This window comes from Akkermansiaceae bacterium, from assembly GCA_019634595.1.
GTDB lineage: Bacteria > Verrucomicrobiota > Verrucomicrobiia > Verrucomicrobiales > Akkermansiaceae > Luteolibacter.
Genome location: JAHCBC010000007.1, coordinates 38028 through 54111, shown reverse-complemented (window position 1 = coordinate 54111; position 16084 = coordinate 38028). Strand labels below are relative to the sequence as shown.

Annotated in this window: 16 protein-coding genes; 6 read left to right on the top strand and 10 right to left on the bottom strand. The window is 62.7% G+C overall.

Annotation, left to right across the window (positions count from 1 at the left end; genetic code table 11):
* The first annotated feature begins 77 nt into the window (after positions 1 to 77).
* The gene (locus KF712_20710; GenBank protein ID MBX3743419.1) at positions 78 to 1250 is read left to right on the top strand and encodes a beta-ketoacyl-[acyl-carrier-protein] synthase family protein; all 1173 of its coding nucleotides are present in this window, start codon (positions 78 to 80) and stop codon (positions 1248 to 1250) included.
* Positions 1247 to 2266, top strand: a complete 1020-nt coding sequence (locus KF712_20705; protein MBX3743418.1) for a hypothetical protein — start codon at positions 1247 to 1249, stop codon at positions 2264 to 2266. Before KF712_20710 ends, KF712_20705 begins: the two co-directional genes overlap by 4 nt.
* A gap of 10 nt (positions 2267 to 2276) precedes the next feature.
* Here KF712_20705 and KF712_20700 read toward each other — a convergent pair whose 3' ends face one another.
* A complete protein-coding gene (locus KF712_20700) occupies positions 2277 to 3380 on the bottom strand; it encodes a Gfo/Idh/MocA family oxidoreductase (GenBank protein ID MBX3743417.1) in 1104 nt (367 codons plus the stop codon).
* Positions 3381 to 3700: 320 nt separating this feature from the next.
* Here KF712_20700 and KF712_20695 point away from each other — a divergent pair, with 320 nt between their 5' ends.
* Both KF712_20695 and KF712_20690 read left to right on the top strand, forming a co-directional pair.
* Complete coding sequence (locus tag KF712_20695; GenBank protein MBX3743416.1) at positions 3701 to 4126, top strand: hypothetical protein; 426 nt, start codon at positions 3701 to 3703, stop codon at positions 4124 to 4126.
* Between the two features lie 85 nt (positions 4127 to 4211).
* Positions 4212 to 5252, top strand: a complete 1041-nt coding sequence (locus tag KF712_20690) for a hypothetical protein (GenBank protein ID MBX3743415.1) — start codon at positions 4212 to 4214, stop codon at positions 5250 to 5252.
* Between the two features lie 4 nt (positions 5253 to 5256).
* Here the strand turns inward: KF712_20690 and KF712_20685 are convergent, their stop codons facing one another.
* The 3 genes from KF712_20685 to KF712_20675 all read right to left on the bottom strand — a co-directional run bounded on the left by KF712_20685 (position 5257) and on the right by KF712_20675 (position 9996).
* Positions 5257 to 6666 carry a hypothetical protein gene (locus KF712_20685; protein MBX3743414.1) on the bottom strand — a complete coding sequence of 470 codons (1410 nt, stop codon included), beginning with the start codon at positions 6664 to 6666 and terminating at the stop codon, positions 5257 to 5259.
* 132 nt (positions 6667 to 6798) lie between these two features.
* Entirely contained in the window at positions 6799 to 9069 is a 2271-nt protein-coding gene (locus tag KF712_20680; GenBank protein MBX3743413.1) for a hypothetical protein, read from the bottom strand.
* A gap of 120 nt (positions 9070 to 9189) precedes the next feature.
* Positions 9190 to 9996 (bottom strand): DUF1080 domain-containing protein, encoded by an 807-nt coding sequence (locus KF712_20675; GenBank protein MBX3743412.1) that lies wholly within the window; start codon positions 9994 to 9996, stop codon positions 9190 to 9192.
* A gap of 201 nt (positions 9997 to 10197) precedes the next feature.
* On the opposite strand from KF712_20675, the gene KF712_20670 reads away from it, so the two are divergent.
* Positions 10198 to 10698 (top strand): hypothetical protein, encoded by a 501-nt coding sequence (locus KF712_20670; protein ID MBX3743411.1) that lies wholly within the window; start codon positions 10198 to 10200, stop codon positions 10696 to 10698.
* Here the strand turns inward: KF712_20670 and moaA are convergent.
* The 6 genes from moaA to KF712_20640 all read right to left on the bottom strand — a co-directional run bounded on the left by moaA (position 10683) and on the right by KF712_20640 (position 15281).
* On the bottom strand, positions 10683 to 11684 hold the full coding sequence (gene moaA / locus KF712_20665) for a GTP 3',8-cyclase MoaA (protein ID MBX3743410.1): 1002 nt from the start codon (positions 11682 to 11684) through the stop codon (positions 10683 to 10685). The genes KF712_20670 and moaA overlap by 16 nt on opposite strands.
* Positions 11685 to 11778: 94 nt before the next feature.
* Positions 11779 to 12747, bottom strand: coding sequence for a molybdenum cofactor biosynthesis protein MoaE (locus KF712_20660; GenBank protein MBX3743409.1), 969 nt, complete (start codon positions 12745 to 12747; stop codon positions 11779 to 11781).
* Between the two features lie 19 nt (positions 12748 to 12766).
* Positions 12767 to 13009, bottom strand: a complete 243-nt coding sequence (locus KF712_20655) for a MoaD/ThiS family protein (GenBank protein ID MBX3743408.1) — start codon at positions 13007 to 13009, stop codon at positions 12767 to 12769.
* Entirely contained in the window at positions 13006 to 13599 is a 594-nt protein-coding gene (locus tag KF712_20650; GenBank protein ID MBX3743407.1) for an NTP transferase domain-containing protein, read from the bottom strand. Before KF712_20650 ends, KF712_20655 begins: the two co-directional genes overlap by 4 nt.
* On the bottom strand, positions 13596 to 14081 hold the full coding sequence (moaC, locus tag KF712_20645; protein ID MBX3743406.1) for a cyclic pyranopterin monophosphate synthase MoaC: 486 nt from the start codon (positions 14079 to 14081) through the stop codon (positions 13596 to 13598). The genes KF712_20650 and moaC overlap by 4 nt, the downstream gene beginning before the upstream one ends.
* 6 nt (positions 14082 to 14087) lie before the next feature.
* Positions 14088 to 15281: a molybdopterin molybdotransferase MoeA gene (locus tag KF712_20640; protein MBX3743405.1), complete on the bottom strand. Its 1194-nt coding sequence runs from the start codon at positions 15279 to 15281 to the stop codon at positions 14088 to 14090.
* An 89-nt stretch (positions 15282 to 15370) separates the two neighbouring features.
* On the opposite strand from KF712_20640, the gene KF712_20635 reads away from it, so the two are divergent.
* The gene (locus tag KF712_20635; GenBank protein ID MBX3743404.1) at positions 15371 to 16060 is read left to right on the top strand and encodes a DUF1080 domain-containing protein; all 690 of its coding nucleotides are present in this window, start codon (positions 15371 to 15373) and stop codon (positions 16058 to 16060) included.
* The last annotated feature ends 24 nt before the right edge of the window (positions 16061 to 16084 follow it).

Here is a 16084-nt window from a genome sequence, read left to right as displayed (position 1 = left end):
TGGCCTTTTTCCATGACGCTCCCCACCCGGTCCAGACGAGGCCCGTGGTCATATCAGGAGCGGGCATCATCTCACCCATGGGGGATGATTGGGCGGGAAATGCGGCCGGATTCCGCGAAGGAAAGACCACCTTCCGTCCCATCACCCTGTTCGACGTGTCGAAGCAACGGGTGGGCACCGCCGGACAGGTCGATCTGCCGGGAACGTCCCCTTCCCCACGCATTTCCTCCAGGGCGTGGTCCCGCATGGACCGCGGCACGAAGCTCGCCTGGATCGCCGCCCGTGAGGCCCTCGCCAGCGCAGGGCTGGATGGTGGTGTGATGCCCATCGTGGTAGGCACTTCCGCCGCCGCCATGCCCATCGGCGAGGAATACTACAAGGAGGCCCTGCGGCCCGGTCGCCGCCGCCATGACCAGTTTTCCCGGGTGGAGTGGTACCAGTCACAGAGGCAGCTCACGAACATGGCCCGCCTGCTGGATGTGGAAGGCCCCCTGCGGATCATCTCTAACGCCTGCGCGTCCGGTGCGAATGCCATCGGCCATGCCTTCCATCTCGTCAGATCCGGTCGGGCGGAACGCGTGCTCGCCGGTGGCTATGACGCGCTCTCACAGCTCGTCTTCGCCGGGTTCGACGCGCTCCAGGCGCTCAGCCCTTCCGGCATCCCCCGCCCCTTTGACGCCGCGCGGGATGGCCTCGCCCTCGGCGAAGGTGCTGGCTTCGTTGTCGTGGAATCCGCGGAAGCGGCGAAGCAACGCGGAGCACGGGTGATCGCCGAAGTCCTCGGCTACGGTGCGGCAACGGACATCCACCACCTCACCCAGCCGCAACCAGAGGGTGACGCCGCCCTTTCCACCATGCAGGCGGCCTGCCGGATGGCGGGGCTGTCGCCGGAGCAGATCGACTACATCAACTCCCACGGCACAGGCACCCCGCTCAATGACATCGCCGAGGGAAATGCGATCCGGCGATGGGCGGGACCGGCCACTCCCGGCGTGAAAGTCAGCTCCACGAAATCCTCCATCGGCCACCTGCTGGGCGGCGCGGGCGCGGTGGAGTCCGTGATCAGCCTCATCGCGCTGGAGAACCAGTTTCTGCCCGCGAATCTCAATGTCCGTGAAGCCGATCCCGTGTGCACCTTTGACCTGATCCGTGAACCGCGCGGGGCGACGGTCAGCCGCGTGCTCACCAACTCGTTCGGCTTCGGCGGTGCGAATGCCACGCTCATCTTCGCCAAGGAGGGCCTGCGATGAGTGGCTCCGGACTGGTCATCAGCGGCATCGGCGCCGTTTCGCCGGCAGGCTGGGGAGTTCCCGCATTGATGGCATCCCTCGCGGCAGGCGATGCGTTGCGGACGTCGGAAATCGAGCGTCCGCTGGAGGATGGAGTCGTCCGCACGCAGGTGCTGAAAGTTCCCGCGGATCCCACCGCCACGCCAAAGTTCGCCCGGCTCCGCAGGACCAGCCCGATCTCGAAATTCGCCGCCGCCGCCGTAGCGGAGGCACTCGGGCCGGACCGCATCGCCGCCAGTGTCGCGGGTGACCTGCGGATCGGTGTCATCTTCACGCTGACGAATGGCTGCGTGAACTACTCGAACCGCTTCTTCGGCGAAGCGCTGGCAAATCCCGCCGTCGCCAGCCCCATCCTCTTTCCGGAGACCGTCTTCAACGCGCCCTCCAGCCACATCTCCGCCATGATCGGCGGACGCAGCCCGAACGACACGCTCGTCACGGATGGCGCGGGCTTTTTCAGTGGGCTTGACCTTGCTGCCGAATGGCTCCTCCGCGGGGACGTCGATGGCTGCCTGGTGGTCGCCAGCGAGGAGATCGACTGGCTGAGCGCGGAGGCTCTCCTCCTCTACTCCCGGCACTATGTTCCGTCCGAAGGTGCAGCCGCGGTCTATCTGGAACGCGGTGACGGTCCGGTGCGCTTGCTCAAGCTACCGGACCCCATTCCTTTTTCCGCCGTCTCCCGCACCCAGGCCGCACGGAACCTGCGGGAGATTCTGCGTGGCGGAAATGAGGAGACATCCCTGCTGGTGGACGGAACCATCGGCATCCCAAGGATCGACCGTGCGGAATCAGACGCGTGGCAGGACTGGAGCGGTGCCCGCCTCTCCCCGCGCCGCATCCTGGGCGAATCGATGGGCGCGTCCGCGGCCCTGCAGGTGGTCGTGGCCGCCGCGTCCATCCGCTCCGGCACCTGCCAGCAGGCGGTCGCCACCGCGCTCGGTGGCAACCAGCAGGCCGGTGGACTGGTGATCGGGTGAGGAGCGCGGCTCAGTAGCCGAGATCCGCGAGTTTCACCGCGGAACCTGTGTCCGCCGCTTCCACGATGCCACGGATCACGCCGATGTCGCGGCGGCCCATTTCGCCCGGCACGCGGCTCGGCTGCTTCGACAGGATGGCGGCGATCTGCCCTTCGATCTGCAGGGCTTGCTGATTCACCACCAGGTGGGCCATCGCACCATCCGGAGTGAACCCCTTCTGCCCGCCGTAGCCATAGGAGGGGGAAATCTCGATCTTCCCTTTTTCCAGTTCCGCCCGCACGTAGTTGCCGCTCCGCCCGTAGCTGGAGAAGCCATCCGATTTCCTGCCGCCGGGGAACTCCAGCGTCCACTCGTAGGTTTCCGGCACTTCCTTGAAGATGTCAGGACGCTCCGTGGATTTCTTCGCGGTGACGGAAATGGGGTTCACCTGCGCGGTGTAGAGCGCGCCCTGCACGGCATAGACGCCTACATCATAGAGCGCACCCGCAACGCCCATGTCCTTCTTGATCCGCCAAGCGTTGTGACCGGTGAAGTTGTTCACCTTGTAGCCGTTCCCCACCTCGATGGATTTCCAGTCGCCGTATTTCTTCGTCTTGAGCGCATCCATCAACTGGAGGTGGTAGGGATCCCAGTGGAGGCGGTAACCGATCTGGAGGGTGACGCCCGCTTTCTTCGCCGCGGCGATCATGCGGTCGCAGTCCTCCACGGTCGGAGCCATCGGCTTCTCACAGATGACGTGTTTCCCCGCCTCCGCCGCGCGGATGGCATACTCCGCGTGCAGGCCGGTGGGGGTCACCACATAGACCACGTCGATGTCCTTGTTGTCCTTGATGGAGTCGAAATTCTCGTAGCTGTACACGTTGCCATCCGGGATGCCGTATTCCTTCTGCCACGCGGGGACCTTGTCCGGGGAACCCGTCACCACGCCTGCCACCCGGGCATTGGAAGTCGCCTTCACCGCCGGGGCCAGATGCTTGGTCGCGTAGTCCCCCAGCCCGACGAAGGCGATGCCGAGTTTCTTCCCGCCACCCTCCTGGGCGCGGAGATTCAGGAACGGGACGGCCGCGGCGGCGGCGCCGAGATGCAGGAAATGACGGCGGCTGAATGGTTTCATGGTCTGCCAATCAAGGATAGATGGCCCCGGGTTTCAACGGAAAGGTTTCCGGAGTTTTCCAACCGCGAATGGACACGAATGGACGCGAATTCAAATTCAGGCGGATCTGGGCAGAAATGGGAGGATGGAAAAACCGCACGGATGATCCACTTCTTCCAATAGTCCGGCTCATGGGGGAAACCACCCGCAAGGACTGCTGAATCTTCTTCATTCGCGTCCATTCGTGTCCATTCGCGGTTGAAAAAATCAGGAAACCAACCCGGACTTTCCCTCCGTCGGCATCTTGACAATCTAACAACTCCACTGAAGCTTCCCCAATCATGAAGATCCGGCATCTGTTCCCCATCCTCGGCGGCGCGCTCCTGCTCACCCAGTGCGGTCCGGAGTCCATGTTCAACCCCGCGTCCGAAGTGCCGGTGCAGGCCATCTCCCCGGGCACCACCAACTCCTTTGTGAAGGATCCGCGCGGCAGCCGGATGGAATACAAGGACAACCACGGCGAATACTACTACAAGCTCTCCAAGCTCGGCACCTATGAGGAGCTGGTCATCTCCCCGCGCGGCAGCAAGAACCGCGAGATCCGCCGCGGCCTCTACATCTACAACCAGACCGGGAAACGCACCGGCGAGTTCGTTTTCGACCTGAAGGACAAATGGAAGGTGAAGTTCATCTCCCCCACCCGCGCCCAGGCGAAGAACGACGGTGACAAGCGCACTTACATCTTCGACTTCGAGTGGGCGGAGTGACCCCGTCGCGGGGTGACGTCCTGAAGTTCATCCCCCACATCACGGAGTAAGAACACCGCCACTCCGGGCGTAGTGCTGGCCTTCCATGAAACCCGCCCTGCTTCTTTCCGCGCTCGCACTTGTCTCCCACGCCTTCGCCGCGCCTCCCGCCTACAACGACCCCGACCCCAAGCGGTATGACCTGACGGCCCGCGCGAGCCAGATCGACCCACGGGCGAAGGAACATCCCGAAGTGGGCTTCGTTTTCGAAAAGGAAGGCAAACCCGCCGATACGGAGAAAGCCTCCGTCGATACACGCGTCGCCTCGCAGGGAAAACTCGTGATCTGGCTGATGGGTCACAACCAGGCCCACTTCGACCGCATTTCCAGCTACGGCCTCCATGCCATCCAGGTCCACTATGCGAACGGATGGTTCGGCAAGCTGTCGAAGGAAACGCCTCCGGGAGATGACCTGTGGCTGTCCAAGATCCGTCTGGAAGCCGCCATCGGCGAGGATCAGGGGCCTGCCATCGACATCCCCAAGCCGGACTCCATCATGGAGCGGTCCTTCCAGTTCGTGAAGTGGCTGGACAAGGAGAATCCGCAGGGCAACTGGAGCCAGTTCCTCACGGCGGACGGCAAGGGACTGCAATGGGAAAAGGTCATCCTCAGCGGTGCCTCACACGGAGCCACCACGGCGGCGCGTTTCGCCAAACACACGAAGGTGGACCGGGTGGTGATGTTCTGCGGTCCGCGCGACCAGTTCGAGGCGTGGCAGAAACTCCCGTCCGCCACTGCGGAGAACCGCTACTTCGGATTCTCCCACGTTCTCGACGGTGGCTGGTCCGGCGACCACTACTGCCGCTCATGGATCATGCTCGGTCTGAACAATTTCGGTCCCGTTGTGGATATTGCGGAGGCGAAGCCGCCTTATGGCAACACCCGCCGTCTGGTCACCGCCGCCGATGTGGGAGGAAACGCGGAGAAGGCCCATAGCTGCGTCACCCCTGGCAAAAGTTCGCCCAAGGACAAGGACGGCAACCTCCTGTTCGAGGATGTCTGGCGCTATCTCTACACCCATCCGGTGGAAGAAGCCGGGGATCCCGTGAAGCCGGAAGCGGATTGCCGGCTGGACCTGCGGAAATAAGCGGTCATTTGCCGCCCAGCGGCGGATGATAAATCCGCAGTCCGGAGATGGTCGCCTCCCCTCCGGAGATCTCGAGGGTGTGCGTTCCGTTCTCCAACCCTTGCGCAAGGGTCACTGTGGTTTCCACCGCCGGATCCTTTATGCCCGGGGAAATGAAGCTGTCGGTGAAATGGGCCGCGGTCTTCCAGGTCACGGTGAACGTCGGCGGCAGCGGCTTCAGCCCGGCGAGCGTTCCCAATGCGAACTCAACGCCCCATGCATCCGGTGCGATGGAGATCCTCCCTGATTTTGAGACAAAGGGCTGGTCGCTCCTGCCCTCCCCATCCGCGCCGGTAACACTGCCGGTGAGGGTGAATGAATGGACCTTCGGACCACCCGCATCCGTGGTCACCTCCATGGTCCAGTCCTCCACCTCTGGCGTGCCGCCGAGGGTGATCGGCGCGACCGGCGGCCACTTCCAGCCGGGCTTCGGCTGCGCGCGGGTTGCCCCGTAGAGTTCGGGATGCGCGGATGGTTTCCTGCCGTCGATCAGGATGGCTGCGGGGGCCGTCTCGCCTGCCTTGCAGATGACATCCACCCGGTTGCCCGTGAACCCGAGCTTCAGTTTGCCATCACTGAACCGGAAGTCCTTTCCTGCCGCCAGGGTCTTTACCCAATCTTCCGCAGGGGATGATCCCAGCGCCGGATCGTACCGGAGGTAGGATTTCACGAACTCCGCCATCACATGCTCCCCATGCGCGTTGAGGTGGACATTGTCCTTGAGCAGCGCTTGCGGCTGCAAGGCATGGTCGCGGAGATACTGCTTCCACAGCGCACGCTGGTCGCAGAATTCCGTGCCATACTTCCGAGAGACGGATGGCAGGAAATTGTGGTTCATGAACGCGTCCCAATCGCCCGCCTGGATCGTCGCCTTCGCCGGATCGGTTTCCTCCGCCAGTGCCTCCGGCTTGGTGATATGATCGTTCTGCTGGAGGATCTCCGCACAGGTCCGCTCCCGGATGCGGCGGATGATGTCCTCGTATTTGTCATGCGCTCCATAGACGTGGAAGATCACCAGGTCGGGCTGGAACGGATAGAGGTCCGACTCCGCTGTCCTTACCAGGAGTTGCGATGAGAATCCACCCAGCGCCCGGTTCTCGATGACCAGATCGGCATGCGGGAAACGCTTCCGCAGGTCATCCGCGACGATCTTCCACCAACCCTGTTCCGTGATGCTCTGGCCGTAGAAAAGGATGCGCACCGTGTTCCTGCGCTCCGGGGTGCTTTCCGCCAGCAGACGCATCGTCCGCTGGATGTTCTTTCCCCGCCCGGTGACGTCACCGAGCGACCTCGGCGCGGGAAATGACTCCGGGGCATCCTGTGCGGTAGCGGCCATCGACAGGACGGCCAGTGAAAGGAACAGCGGGATTTTCATCAGTCGCCGATACTCACGTGGCGATCCGATTCTTACCATCTTGAAACAAGGATCGATCTACCATATTGCTCCTCCGCACGTTGATCTCCGCCCGCTCGTCGACAAGCGGCCGGAGACAGGAACCTCATCCCATCATCTGGCTGTTTTTGTATCCGGATACGCCTGCGGTGTGATGGTGGGCCAGGTCATGCTGGCGGAGACCGCCTGCGGGATGCTGAGGGGGGCATCGCTGCGGTAGATGTCCCCTTTCAACTTCCACTTGTCGGCGGGGTCGAATACGAGCGGCAGCATGGACATCGTTTTGTAATCGTAGGTGACGGTCAGCGGAGGAATCTGGAAGCCGTTCATGCTGACATCAATATAGCTGCTGGCGCCGATGATGAAGCTCAGAGGAACACCGGTACGGGTGTTGAGCTGCGCGCTGCATAGCAGGAAGTTTTCAGGATTGCCGGTGCCCCCTTGGTCATAGGACCTCAACGTGCGGTTGCCGCTCCATGCGTGGATGGTCTCGATACCACCCTCGCCGACAGGTGGCTCAACGTATTGCCCGGACGCGGTGGCGGTGCCGCTGAAATCCGCGTGATTGAGGAACGGCACCAGCGGATAGTTCACGGGATCCTCCGGCAGGTTGCGGAAGCCGTGAACGTCAAACCGGACCTTGTAGGACCCGTTGATGTTGTACTTCAGCGTGCCATTCCCTTTCACCTCGTAGGTGAAAGGAATGGTCCACTCCGTCATCGGCGTGAGGTTGCTTTTGTGCCGGTCGCGGATGCGGACCTCGAAATCGCCGACAGGCAGCGGTACCGTCAGTTGATCGATGGTGATCCCCTCATCCTGGTCCCACTTGGCGACATGCATTTCCCGTCCGCCCCAGAATACCTTTCCTTCCGCGCCCGGATCCTTGCCGAAGTCCCCAGTGAGTTTCAACATCGTCTGGGTGGGCGAATTGTCATACTCGATGCTGCGGATGGCAGGGCGCAGGATGTGGCCCGGCATGGTGAGGTGATGGCGGAACTTGAGCCGTGCGGTTGTCTGGAGCCCGGTGGTGGGATCCAGGTCGTAACCCTTGTTGGTCATCCATGTCTGGATCGCCTGCATGGAGAACGGACGTTCCTCCGGCACGGAAACCGGTGCGCTCTTGTTGGTTCCCAGCAGGCGGTCGAAAATCTGTTCGCATCGCAACACACTCTGCGGTCCGGATTCCCAATCCCAACTGATATAGGTTCCCGCACCCTGGTCGATGAACGCTTTGCCCAGTTCCGCATTGGCACCATTGCAGGTATCCGCGACCACCACCGCGTGATTGGAGAAAAGCATGTGCTTGCGGATGAAAACGCGGGTGATGCCATAGAGCGGCGTGTTTTTGCCCCGCTCACAGGCAATCTTCAGCTCACCGGTCCGCCGCATTTCCGCGTAGTGGACGTCTTCGGCGGTCTCCTGGGTCACTTGGTTGAGCGAGATCGCCAGCATGGTGCCTTCCTTGTGCGGATACTCGAAACCATGGGCCTGGATGAACAAGGACCCCAGCGGCCCGTTGTTGAACCAAGCCTTTACCTCCGGCACCGTGTTCATCTGCTTTACGATGGCGGCATAACCGTGGGAGTTGAACCAACCGGCGACTTTGTGCGTGGAATCAGGGAAATAAGGCTCCAGGAAGTTGGCGCATATCACGCGGTTGGAGGCAGGCAGTCCTTTGACAATGCCATTGGCAGCCGCCGGTGCCTGGTTGTTCCCGTCGTTCGAAAGGGCGCCGGAAGCGGACGATGGGGTGGCACCGCGGAAGGGCGAAGGCTCCGCCGTAGCTCCGGGTTTCGGATTGAAAATGGTCAGGCTGTCTCCGTCCTCAAGTTCGATCAGCACGGAAGCCCCGGTCTCGGAAAGGTAGGCATCCGCCACTCCGGGTTGCGTTTTCAGCCAACCGGCCAAAGCCTCGAATCCAGCCTGCGGTCCGAGATGATCCCAGTCCTTCGACTTGACGCTGGCCGAAGCAAGGAAGTCCATTTTCTGCCGATCCGTCATGCTGTAGCTAACGCTGCAGAGTGCCGGGTCCGTCAGAACTGGCGTGGGGTGGCTGGTGGCGTCCCCCGCGCGGATCCGGGCGAGGATGGTCTTCGCTCCATTCCGTGGCAGCCGGAACTCAACCGTGGCGGCACGTCCGTCGAGCACGGTGGCGATCATCGGCCGCCACGCCATTCCGGTTTCGGATGGAATCATCGCCTCGAGGATCGCATGGCGGGATCCGGCCGGAACCGATCCAGTGACGATGAAGCGGTCTTGTTCGTCGAGCCGGTGCGAAGATACCTTCAACTCCGTGATCTGTGCGGAGAGATAGCAGGAAAGAGATAGGAAAACCGCCAGCAACAGGGCGGCGGCACGGGATAAGGAACGGACCGGGGATTTCACGGGCGGGCGATGAAACATATCCCGGACCTATGTTCAACTACAATACCCTCTCAGGGAAAGGTCGCGCGGCCCATTGTGTATCTAACAGTTGCCAAGGCCGGTCGCGCGCATCACCTCAGTTCAAGGCTGCTCCAGCGACTTCAGCTCGATGTTCCGGAACCAGACGCCCTGCCCTTCCGCCTGGAGCGCGATGTGTCCGTAGCTGAGCAGGCGCGCCGCACCGGCATCCAGCAGCTCGCTGGCCGGAGAGATGGCGTTTTCCGGATCGAGCTGCGGTTTCTGGAAGCGGAGCACCTCCACGCCATTCACCCGGTGGATCACTTCCTCGTTGCCACGGACCTCCACCTCGACCTTCACCCACTCGTCCGCCGGGAATGTGGGCGAAGTGGAATTGACGATGTGCTTGGTGACCAGCTTTCCATCCATCTCGATGTGGGTGCCCGGCGAGCACATGTTTCCGGTCGGGCGAGCGCCCTTGCCCTCATCCGCGAGGAACTGGCACTCGATGCTGGAGGGAAACTCCTGGTCGATGCCCATGCTTTGCGGCGACTGCGAATGGATCATCACGCCGCTGTTGAGGTTCACGTAGTGCGGGGCGTCCGCCATCATCTTTCCCTCGAAGCGGTATTCGCAGCGGAAGATGTAACGGGAGTAGGCGATGTTGGTGTAAAGGTGGCCGTATTGTTTCCCGAACTTCTCATAGCCATCGTAGGACACCTTGAGGATGCCGTCCTCCACGCGGAAGGTATTGTGCGTGTTCTCCCCGAGCGGATGGCCGGTGATCTTCGGGGTCCATCCGGTGAGGTCCTTGCCGTTGAAAAGCTTCACCCATTTCCCCTCCTCCGCCGCACCGGCAGGCAGGATGACGGCGAGAATGAGCGGACAGGCGGCGACAATGGCACGGAGTTGGTTACGGAAAAGAGGCATGGCGTATGGTGATGAAGCTCTGCCGCTTCCCGCAGGAAGCCAAGCCGGAATGCTTTGGCGCGGCAGCCAGGAACTGGGACCGAGGAATTCATTCCGCTTGGTTTTGCTGGCTGGATTCTCCGGGGCGGAATGAATTCCGCGGTCCCAGTGATCCTCCTCCAAACCTTGCCACGCACGACACATCCGCTATCAACACGACACATGCCGTCCCGCATCACAGACCCGAAGCCAGATACGATCCTCCGCACGGTGAAGATGCTGTGGCAGTCAGTCTCCATGGGGGCCTTTCTCGGTTCGCTGCTCACCGCCCTCATCTTCCACGGCGACCTGCCCGAAGAAACCGCCTTTGTCTGGACGATGGGTGTTTTCGCCGGGAGCCTCCTGCTGGCGCTGCCGCTCCTGGTCCTGCTTTCCGCGCCCTTTCTGGCAGGGATCAGGGCCATTTCCCGTAGGTATGATCGCCACCTGTTCCCGACCACTATGATTGGGGGCATATCCGGTGTGGTGGCGGTGGTGCTCCTGCTGCTCTTCATCAGGATCGCGGCATCCGGACTCACGTTGCCGGGTCCGCTCGCCGTGACAGCGACATCCGTAGGAAAGATCCTGTTGATGGGCTTTGCCTACGGCATGTCCCTGGCCCTGTTCATCGGCTTGAACCAAGGTCCCGCGGATCGCCGCGAGGAAATTCACCCACCCAGATAACTCATCTCCGCCTTCGGCTTCGCCACCGAACCACGTTCTTCGGAGTATCGGTCGGTGCGGCCCTGCCACACATTGCGCACGGTTTCGCGCAGCGCATCATCCGGCAAACCGCCACGCAGCACGCCTTTCAGATCGAAACCATCCGCCGCGAAGAGGCAGGTGAAAATTTTCCCGTCCGCGGAAACACGCAGGCGCTGGCAGTCCTGGCAGAACGGCTTGCTCACGGAGCGGATCAGTCCGATCTCCCTGCCATCATCCGCGTGCCGCCAATGCACCGCGACCTCCCCGCGATAGGCGGCCTGCCGTGGCTCCAGCGTGAACTCTTGCCCCAGGATCTGCAGGATCTCTTCCCCGGACACCACCTGGTCCATCCGCCAGCCGTTGGTCTCGCCCACATCCATGTATTCGATGAACCGGAGATCCACCGCCGCATCCTTCGCCCAGCGCGCCAACGGGAGGATCTGGCTTTCGTTCACCCCGCGTTGGATGACGGCGTTCACCTTCACCGGCAGGCCGAAAACCTGCGCCGCGGAAATCCCGGAAAGCACGCGCTCCACCTTCGCCCCCGTGCCATTCATCCGTGCGAAAATATCCCCGTCGAGCGCATCCATGCTCACCGTCACCCGATTCAGGCCAGCCAGTGCCAGCGCCTCCGCATGATGCCCCAGCAGGATGCCATTCGTGGTCATCGCGATGTCCCGTATCCCCCGGATGGACGCCAGCATGGCGACGAGATCCTCCAGCCCCCGGCGCAACAACGGCTCGCCGCCGGTGAGGCGGATCTTCTCCACCCCCAGCGGCACCAGCACCCGCACCAGCCGCTCCATTTCCTCAAAGCTGAGCAGCTCACCCTTCGGCAGAAAGGCGTAGCCCGGACCGAAAATTTCCGCCGGCATGCAGTAGCGACAGCGGAAATTGCAACGATCCGTCACGGAGATCCGGAGATCCCGCAATCCCCGGCCCATACGGTCCGTCACCGGCTGCAAGTCCATGCGGGGATCCTAGGGCGAAATGGTCGTCAGGGCAACCGGCCAAACGCCCCCGCCCATGAACCTTTCGGCGCACCGTGTGTCATCGGATTCATGATGACGTCGGAAACCCGGGCGCATCCACTTTCAGCATGCCATCCGACAGGATCCTCGCCCGCAGTCCGCCACCGCAGTTCGGCTTGAGGAAATCCTCCACTCCGGGAGCGACCGCCTCATCCATCCAGTAGCACGGCTTGCACTCCTCACTGCCCTCGAACTCCACCCCCTGGAATCTGAATTTCCTGCCCACCCACGCGGAAAGATCCACTCCCTCCACGATCACATTCCTGCGGAAAATCCCGGCCTCCAGATCCGGAAGCCCGAACCGTCCGCGGACGGCCTCCACCATCCGCGCATCGAAAAAGGTGATCTGTCCCTTGTAGTCCTCTTTCATCCCGAAATAGCGGTCCCCCTTCAGCCCCATGCCCGCCACGCACAGGACGGCATCCACCGCCCGGATGCCATGGTCCTGCCTGCCCAGTCCATGACGCCCGCGGAAATCATGGCCATCGGAAATGTAGATCGTCCGGATCCGTCCGTCCCATTCCGCGACCTCCCCGGCTTTCTCCATGCCGGTTTCCGCCGATTTGTTGTCCGGTCCCACCCAGTCGATGCGGCCATCCAGATAGGTCTCCTTCTTCCACACCGGTAGCTCGTATTTCAGCCGCTCCATGATCGCCCGCGCGCCATCGAACGCGGCCGCACGATGGGCTGATGCCACACCCACCCATACCGCGGATTCACCGATCTCCAGCGCCCCCGTCCGGTGGACCGCCCTCACCCGCAGCAGTCCGTGCTTCGCCGCCTCATCCTCGATGATGGCCTGCCCCACCTTGAGCGCCATGGCTGGATAGGCCTGATACTCCAGACACGCCACCTCGGAACCTTCGTTGTGATTCCTGACGCGACCGTCGAACATGACTCGCGCTCCGGCCCGATGATCCGTCAACTCATCCGCCAGGAGGTTGGCATCGAAGCCCCCACCCGCGAGCGAGAACCGGATCGGCATATCGTCGTTCATGACTTGTGGAGCCTACCCCTCAACCACCGGACATGGGAGGCAAAAACGCCACTACATCCCCGCTTTTGATTTCCCCGTCCCATGCGGCGAATTCATCGTTCACCGCCGCCCGGAAATGCGTGGTGGAAAGCCCCAGTCCATGCCGGGCATCCAGCTCCGCGTAAAGTTCCGCCGCCGTGGATGCCGCCGAGTCCACCCGCTCCTCCGCCACCCCCCTCCGCTCCGCCAGCAGGCCGAAATAAAGCACTTTGAACGTCCTCATGATCCCGTAGCGGCCTTCCAATCCTCCGGTGTGTTCGCATTGTCCAGCGCTCCGCCGGTCATCGGCTCCAGCAGGCGGCATCCGTTGCGGATGAGGATCTTTCTCGGGCAGAAAAGTTCCGCCTTCATCACCACCTCCCGTGCCTCGCTGGAGTAGAAGGTGCAGAGCGGCTCCGGCAGAGAGTCGAACTCACTCCGGTAGGCGAGGAACAGTTCCCCTTCCCGCCGGGATGACAGCAGATGCTCCAGCGTGGGAAGGTCCAGCCGTGGCAGGTCACATGCCACCACCAGCCAGTCCGCCTCCGGACGCGAGTTCATCGCCGCCAGGATGCCGGAAACGGGGCCGGAACTGCCGTCTGCGTCCCTAAGCACTTCTGCCGCCTTGTCAGCGAAACCGTCCGGGATCTCCTGATCCGCCCGCAAGGAAAGATACAGGTCCGCGCAACCCGCCTGCTCCAGCAGGTCATGGCAGCGCCTGCCGAGCGTGCGTCCGTCCGGGTGCCGCAGGGATGCCTTGTCAGTCCCCATCCGGGAACTCCGCCCGCCTGCCAGCACCAGTCCACAAAGCGGCTTCCGAATCTCCCCGCTCATGGATTCTGGTAATGGTAGTCGCCGGACTTGCCGCCGGTTTTGGAAATCAGCCGCGTTTCGCGGATCACGATGCCCTTGTTCAGCGCCTTGCACATGTCATAGACGGTCAGCGCCGCCACGCTGGCCCCCGTGATGGCCTCCATCTCGACGCCCGTTTTCCCGGTGGTCGTGACGGTGCAGAGGATCGAGATCCCATCACCCTCCGGGTTGATCGTGAAATCGCAGGCTTCCACCGGCAGCGGGTGGCAGAAAGGGATCAGCTCGCTCGTCTTCTTCACCGCCATGGTTCCGGCGATGATCGCCGTCTGTAACACCGGCCCCTTCGGTCCCTTCAGGTCGCCGCCTTCCAGCTTGGCCATGATGTCCGCGCCCAGCGTCATCTTCGCCTCCGCGACGGCCGTCCGGCGGTTCGCCACTTTTCCCGTGATGTCCACCATCGACGGGCTGCCATCGCGGACGTGTGTGAATGTGTTGTCTTCCATGGGTGATCAGAGCCACGGGGTGAACGGCACTGCGGCGGGCAGGCCCGCATGTTCCCCGCGTGGCGGCAGGGTGACAAAGCCATCGCTTTTCAGCAAGCCGATGAAATCCCCGCTGTTTCCCGTAGGCGCGGCCTCCGCCCTGCCGTCCTCCCGCAGCACCACCGGCAGGTGCTGTGTCATCCCCTCCAGCCCCCGGCAGTCCACCGGCACCACCTTGCGCGCCGCCCTTTCCCCAAGCCCCAACGCCCGGGCCAACGCAGGCAGCACGAACGCATGCAGCCCGGTGATCGCGGAGACGGGATTCCCCGGCAATGCCATGACGATCTGTCCTTTCGGGCCGATCCAGCAGCCCGCCGGCTTGCCCGGTCGCTGGGCCACTCCGTGGAAAAGTTCCGTGCATCCCAGTTCCCCCAGCACCACCGGCACGAAATCCCTCGCTCCCTTTGACACCGCGCCGGTCAGGATCAGCCAATCCCCTGCGGCCAGCCACTCCGCCAGAGCCGCCACCGCCACCTCCTCGTCATCGCAAACCGTACCCACGTTCGCGGCGGGAAGTCCGGCCCTCCCCAGCGCGGCGGCCAGCGCGTGGGCGTTCGACTGGCGGATCTGATGCGGTAGCGGCGTTTCATCCACCGCCACCAGTTCATCCCCCGTCGCCATCACGGAGATGGTGGGGAGCTTGGAAACCTCCAGCCACCCGGCTCCGCAGGATGCCGCAACGCCGATCTCCCGGGCACCCAGCACCGTCCCTTCTTCCAGCACCACCGCTCCCGCGGCCACATCACTTCCCCGGGCATGGATGAACCGCCCCGCCACGGGATCGGCTCCGTCATTGAACCTCGCCCCGCCTTCCTCCATCCCCGCAAGTTCCTCCACCGGCACCACGCAGTCCGCGCCCGCCGGACATGGAGCACCGGTCATCACCTCCACACAGGTCGCCGTGCCTTCCGCCATGGACACCTGTGGCATTCCCGCCATCGCCTGCCCGGTCACCTTGAAAACCCGCGTCCCCGTCGCCCACTCCGCACTCCGCAGCGCGAAACCGTCCATCATCACGCGGTCGAACGGAGGAAACTCCCGATCCGCCAGGATGGCCTGCCGCAGCACCCTCCCCGCCGCGTTTTCGATGCGCACCCGCTCCGTCCCGCCACGGGGAACCGCCTCCAACAACCTGCCGAGCGCCTCGCGGAACGAAATCATCCCCCATCATCCTATGCTTCCGGGTATCTCCAAGTGAAAATCCTTCATTGAAACAATGAGCGGGACCCGCTCGTATGGGCATCGCTTTTATGAAATCCATCATCCTGCTCAGCGCCCTGGCGCTCCCCGTTTTCGCCGGCGAACCCAATACCCTCTCCGACAAGGAGAAGGCGGACGGCTTCAAGCTCATCTTCGACGGCAAGTCCCTCGACGGCTTCCGCAACTTCAAGAAGGAAGACGTCAACGCCAAGTGGATCGTCAAGGACGGTGCCATCACCCTCACCGAAAAGGGCGGCGGCGACCTGCTCACCAAGGAGCAGTACGCGAACTTCGAGTTCCGATTCGAGTTCAAGATCGCCCCGGAAGGCAACTCCGGCATCATGTGGCGCTCCAGCGAGGCTGGCAAAGCCCCCTACGAAACCGGCCCGGAGTACCAGGTGCTGGATTCCCTCTCCAAGACCGCCTACCAGCATGAGATCAAGCGCGGCAACCTGGCCGGTGCCTTCTACGACATCGTCCCGGTGAAGCCTGAGGTTTCCAAGCCGGCCGGCGAATGGAACGAAGGCAGCATCAAGGTGGACGGCACCAAGATCACCCTCACCATCAATGGCAATGTCACCGCCGATGTGGACACCTCCACGGATGAGTGGAAGGAGTTGCTTGCCAAGTCCAAGTTCGCCAAGTGGGAGAAGTTCAACAAGGAGGCCAAGGGCCACCTCGTCTTCCAGGACCACGGTGACGTGGTCTCCTTCCGCTCCCTGCGAGTGAAGGAACTCTGATTTTCCCATCAAGGAAAGGAGCCG

What these genes read in the sequence shown, in the direction of transcription:
- KF712_20690 (MBX3743415.1), top strand. Translation starts at nt 4,212, where the DNA reads ATGAAACCCGCCCTGCTTCTTTCCGCGCTCGCACTTGTCTCCCACGCC.
- KF712_20705 (MBX3743418.1), top strand. Translation starts at nt 1,247, where the DNA reads ATGAGTGGCTCCGGACTGGTCATCAGCGGCATCGGCGCCGTTTCGCCG.
- moaC (MBX3743406.1), bottom strand. Translation starts at nt 14,081, where the DNA reads ATGGAAGACAACACATTCACACACGTCCGCGATGGCAGCCCGTCGATG.
- KF712_20700 (MBX3743417.1), bottom strand. Translation starts at nt 3,380, where the DNA reads ATGAAACCATTCAGCCGCCGTCATTTCCTGCATCTCGGCGCCGCCGCC.
- KF712_20650 (MBX3743407.1), bottom strand. Translation starts at nt 13,599, where the DNA reads ATGAGCGGGGAGATTCGGAAGCCGCTTTGTGGACTGGTGCTGGCAGGC.
- KF712_20710 (MBX3743419.1), top strand. Translation starts at nt 78, where the DNA reads ATGGGGGATGATTGGGCGGGAAATGCGGCCGGATTCCGCGAAGGAAAG.
- KF712_20640 (MBX3743405.1), bottom strand. Translation starts at nt 15,281, where the DNA reads ATGATTTCGTTCCGCGAGGCGCTCGGCAGGTTGTTGGAGGCGGTTCCC.
- KF712_20685 (MBX3743414.1), bottom strand. Translation starts at nt 6,666, where the DNA reads ATGAAAATCCCGCTGTTCCTTTCACTGGCCGTCCTGTCGATGGCCGCT.
- KF712_20695 (MBX3743416.1), top strand. Translation starts at nt 3,701, where the DNA reads ATGAAGATCCGGCATCTGTTCCCCATCCTCGGCGGCGCGCTCCTGCTC.
- KF712_20635 (MBX3743404.1), top strand. Translation starts at nt 15,371, where the DNA reads ATGAAATCCATCATCCTGCTCAGCGCCCTGGCGCTCCCCGTTTTCGCC.
- KF712_20670 (MBX3743411.1), top strand. Translation starts at nt 10,198, where the DNA reads ATGCCGTCCCGCATCACAGACCCGAAGCCAGATACGATCCTCCGCACG.
- KF712_20675 (MBX3743412.1), bottom strand. Translation starts at nt 9,996, where the DNA reads ATGCCTCTTTTCCGTAACCAACTCCGTGCCATTGTCGCCGCCTGTCCG.
- KF712_20655 (MBX3743408.1), bottom strand. Translation starts at nt 13,009, where the DNA reads ATGAGGACGTTCAAAGTGCTTTATTTCGGCCTGCTGGCGGAGCGGAGG.
- KF712_20660 (MBX3743409.1), bottom strand. Translation starts at nt 12,747, where the DNA reads ATGAACGACGATATGCCGATCCGGTTCTCGCTCGCGGGTGGGGGCTTC.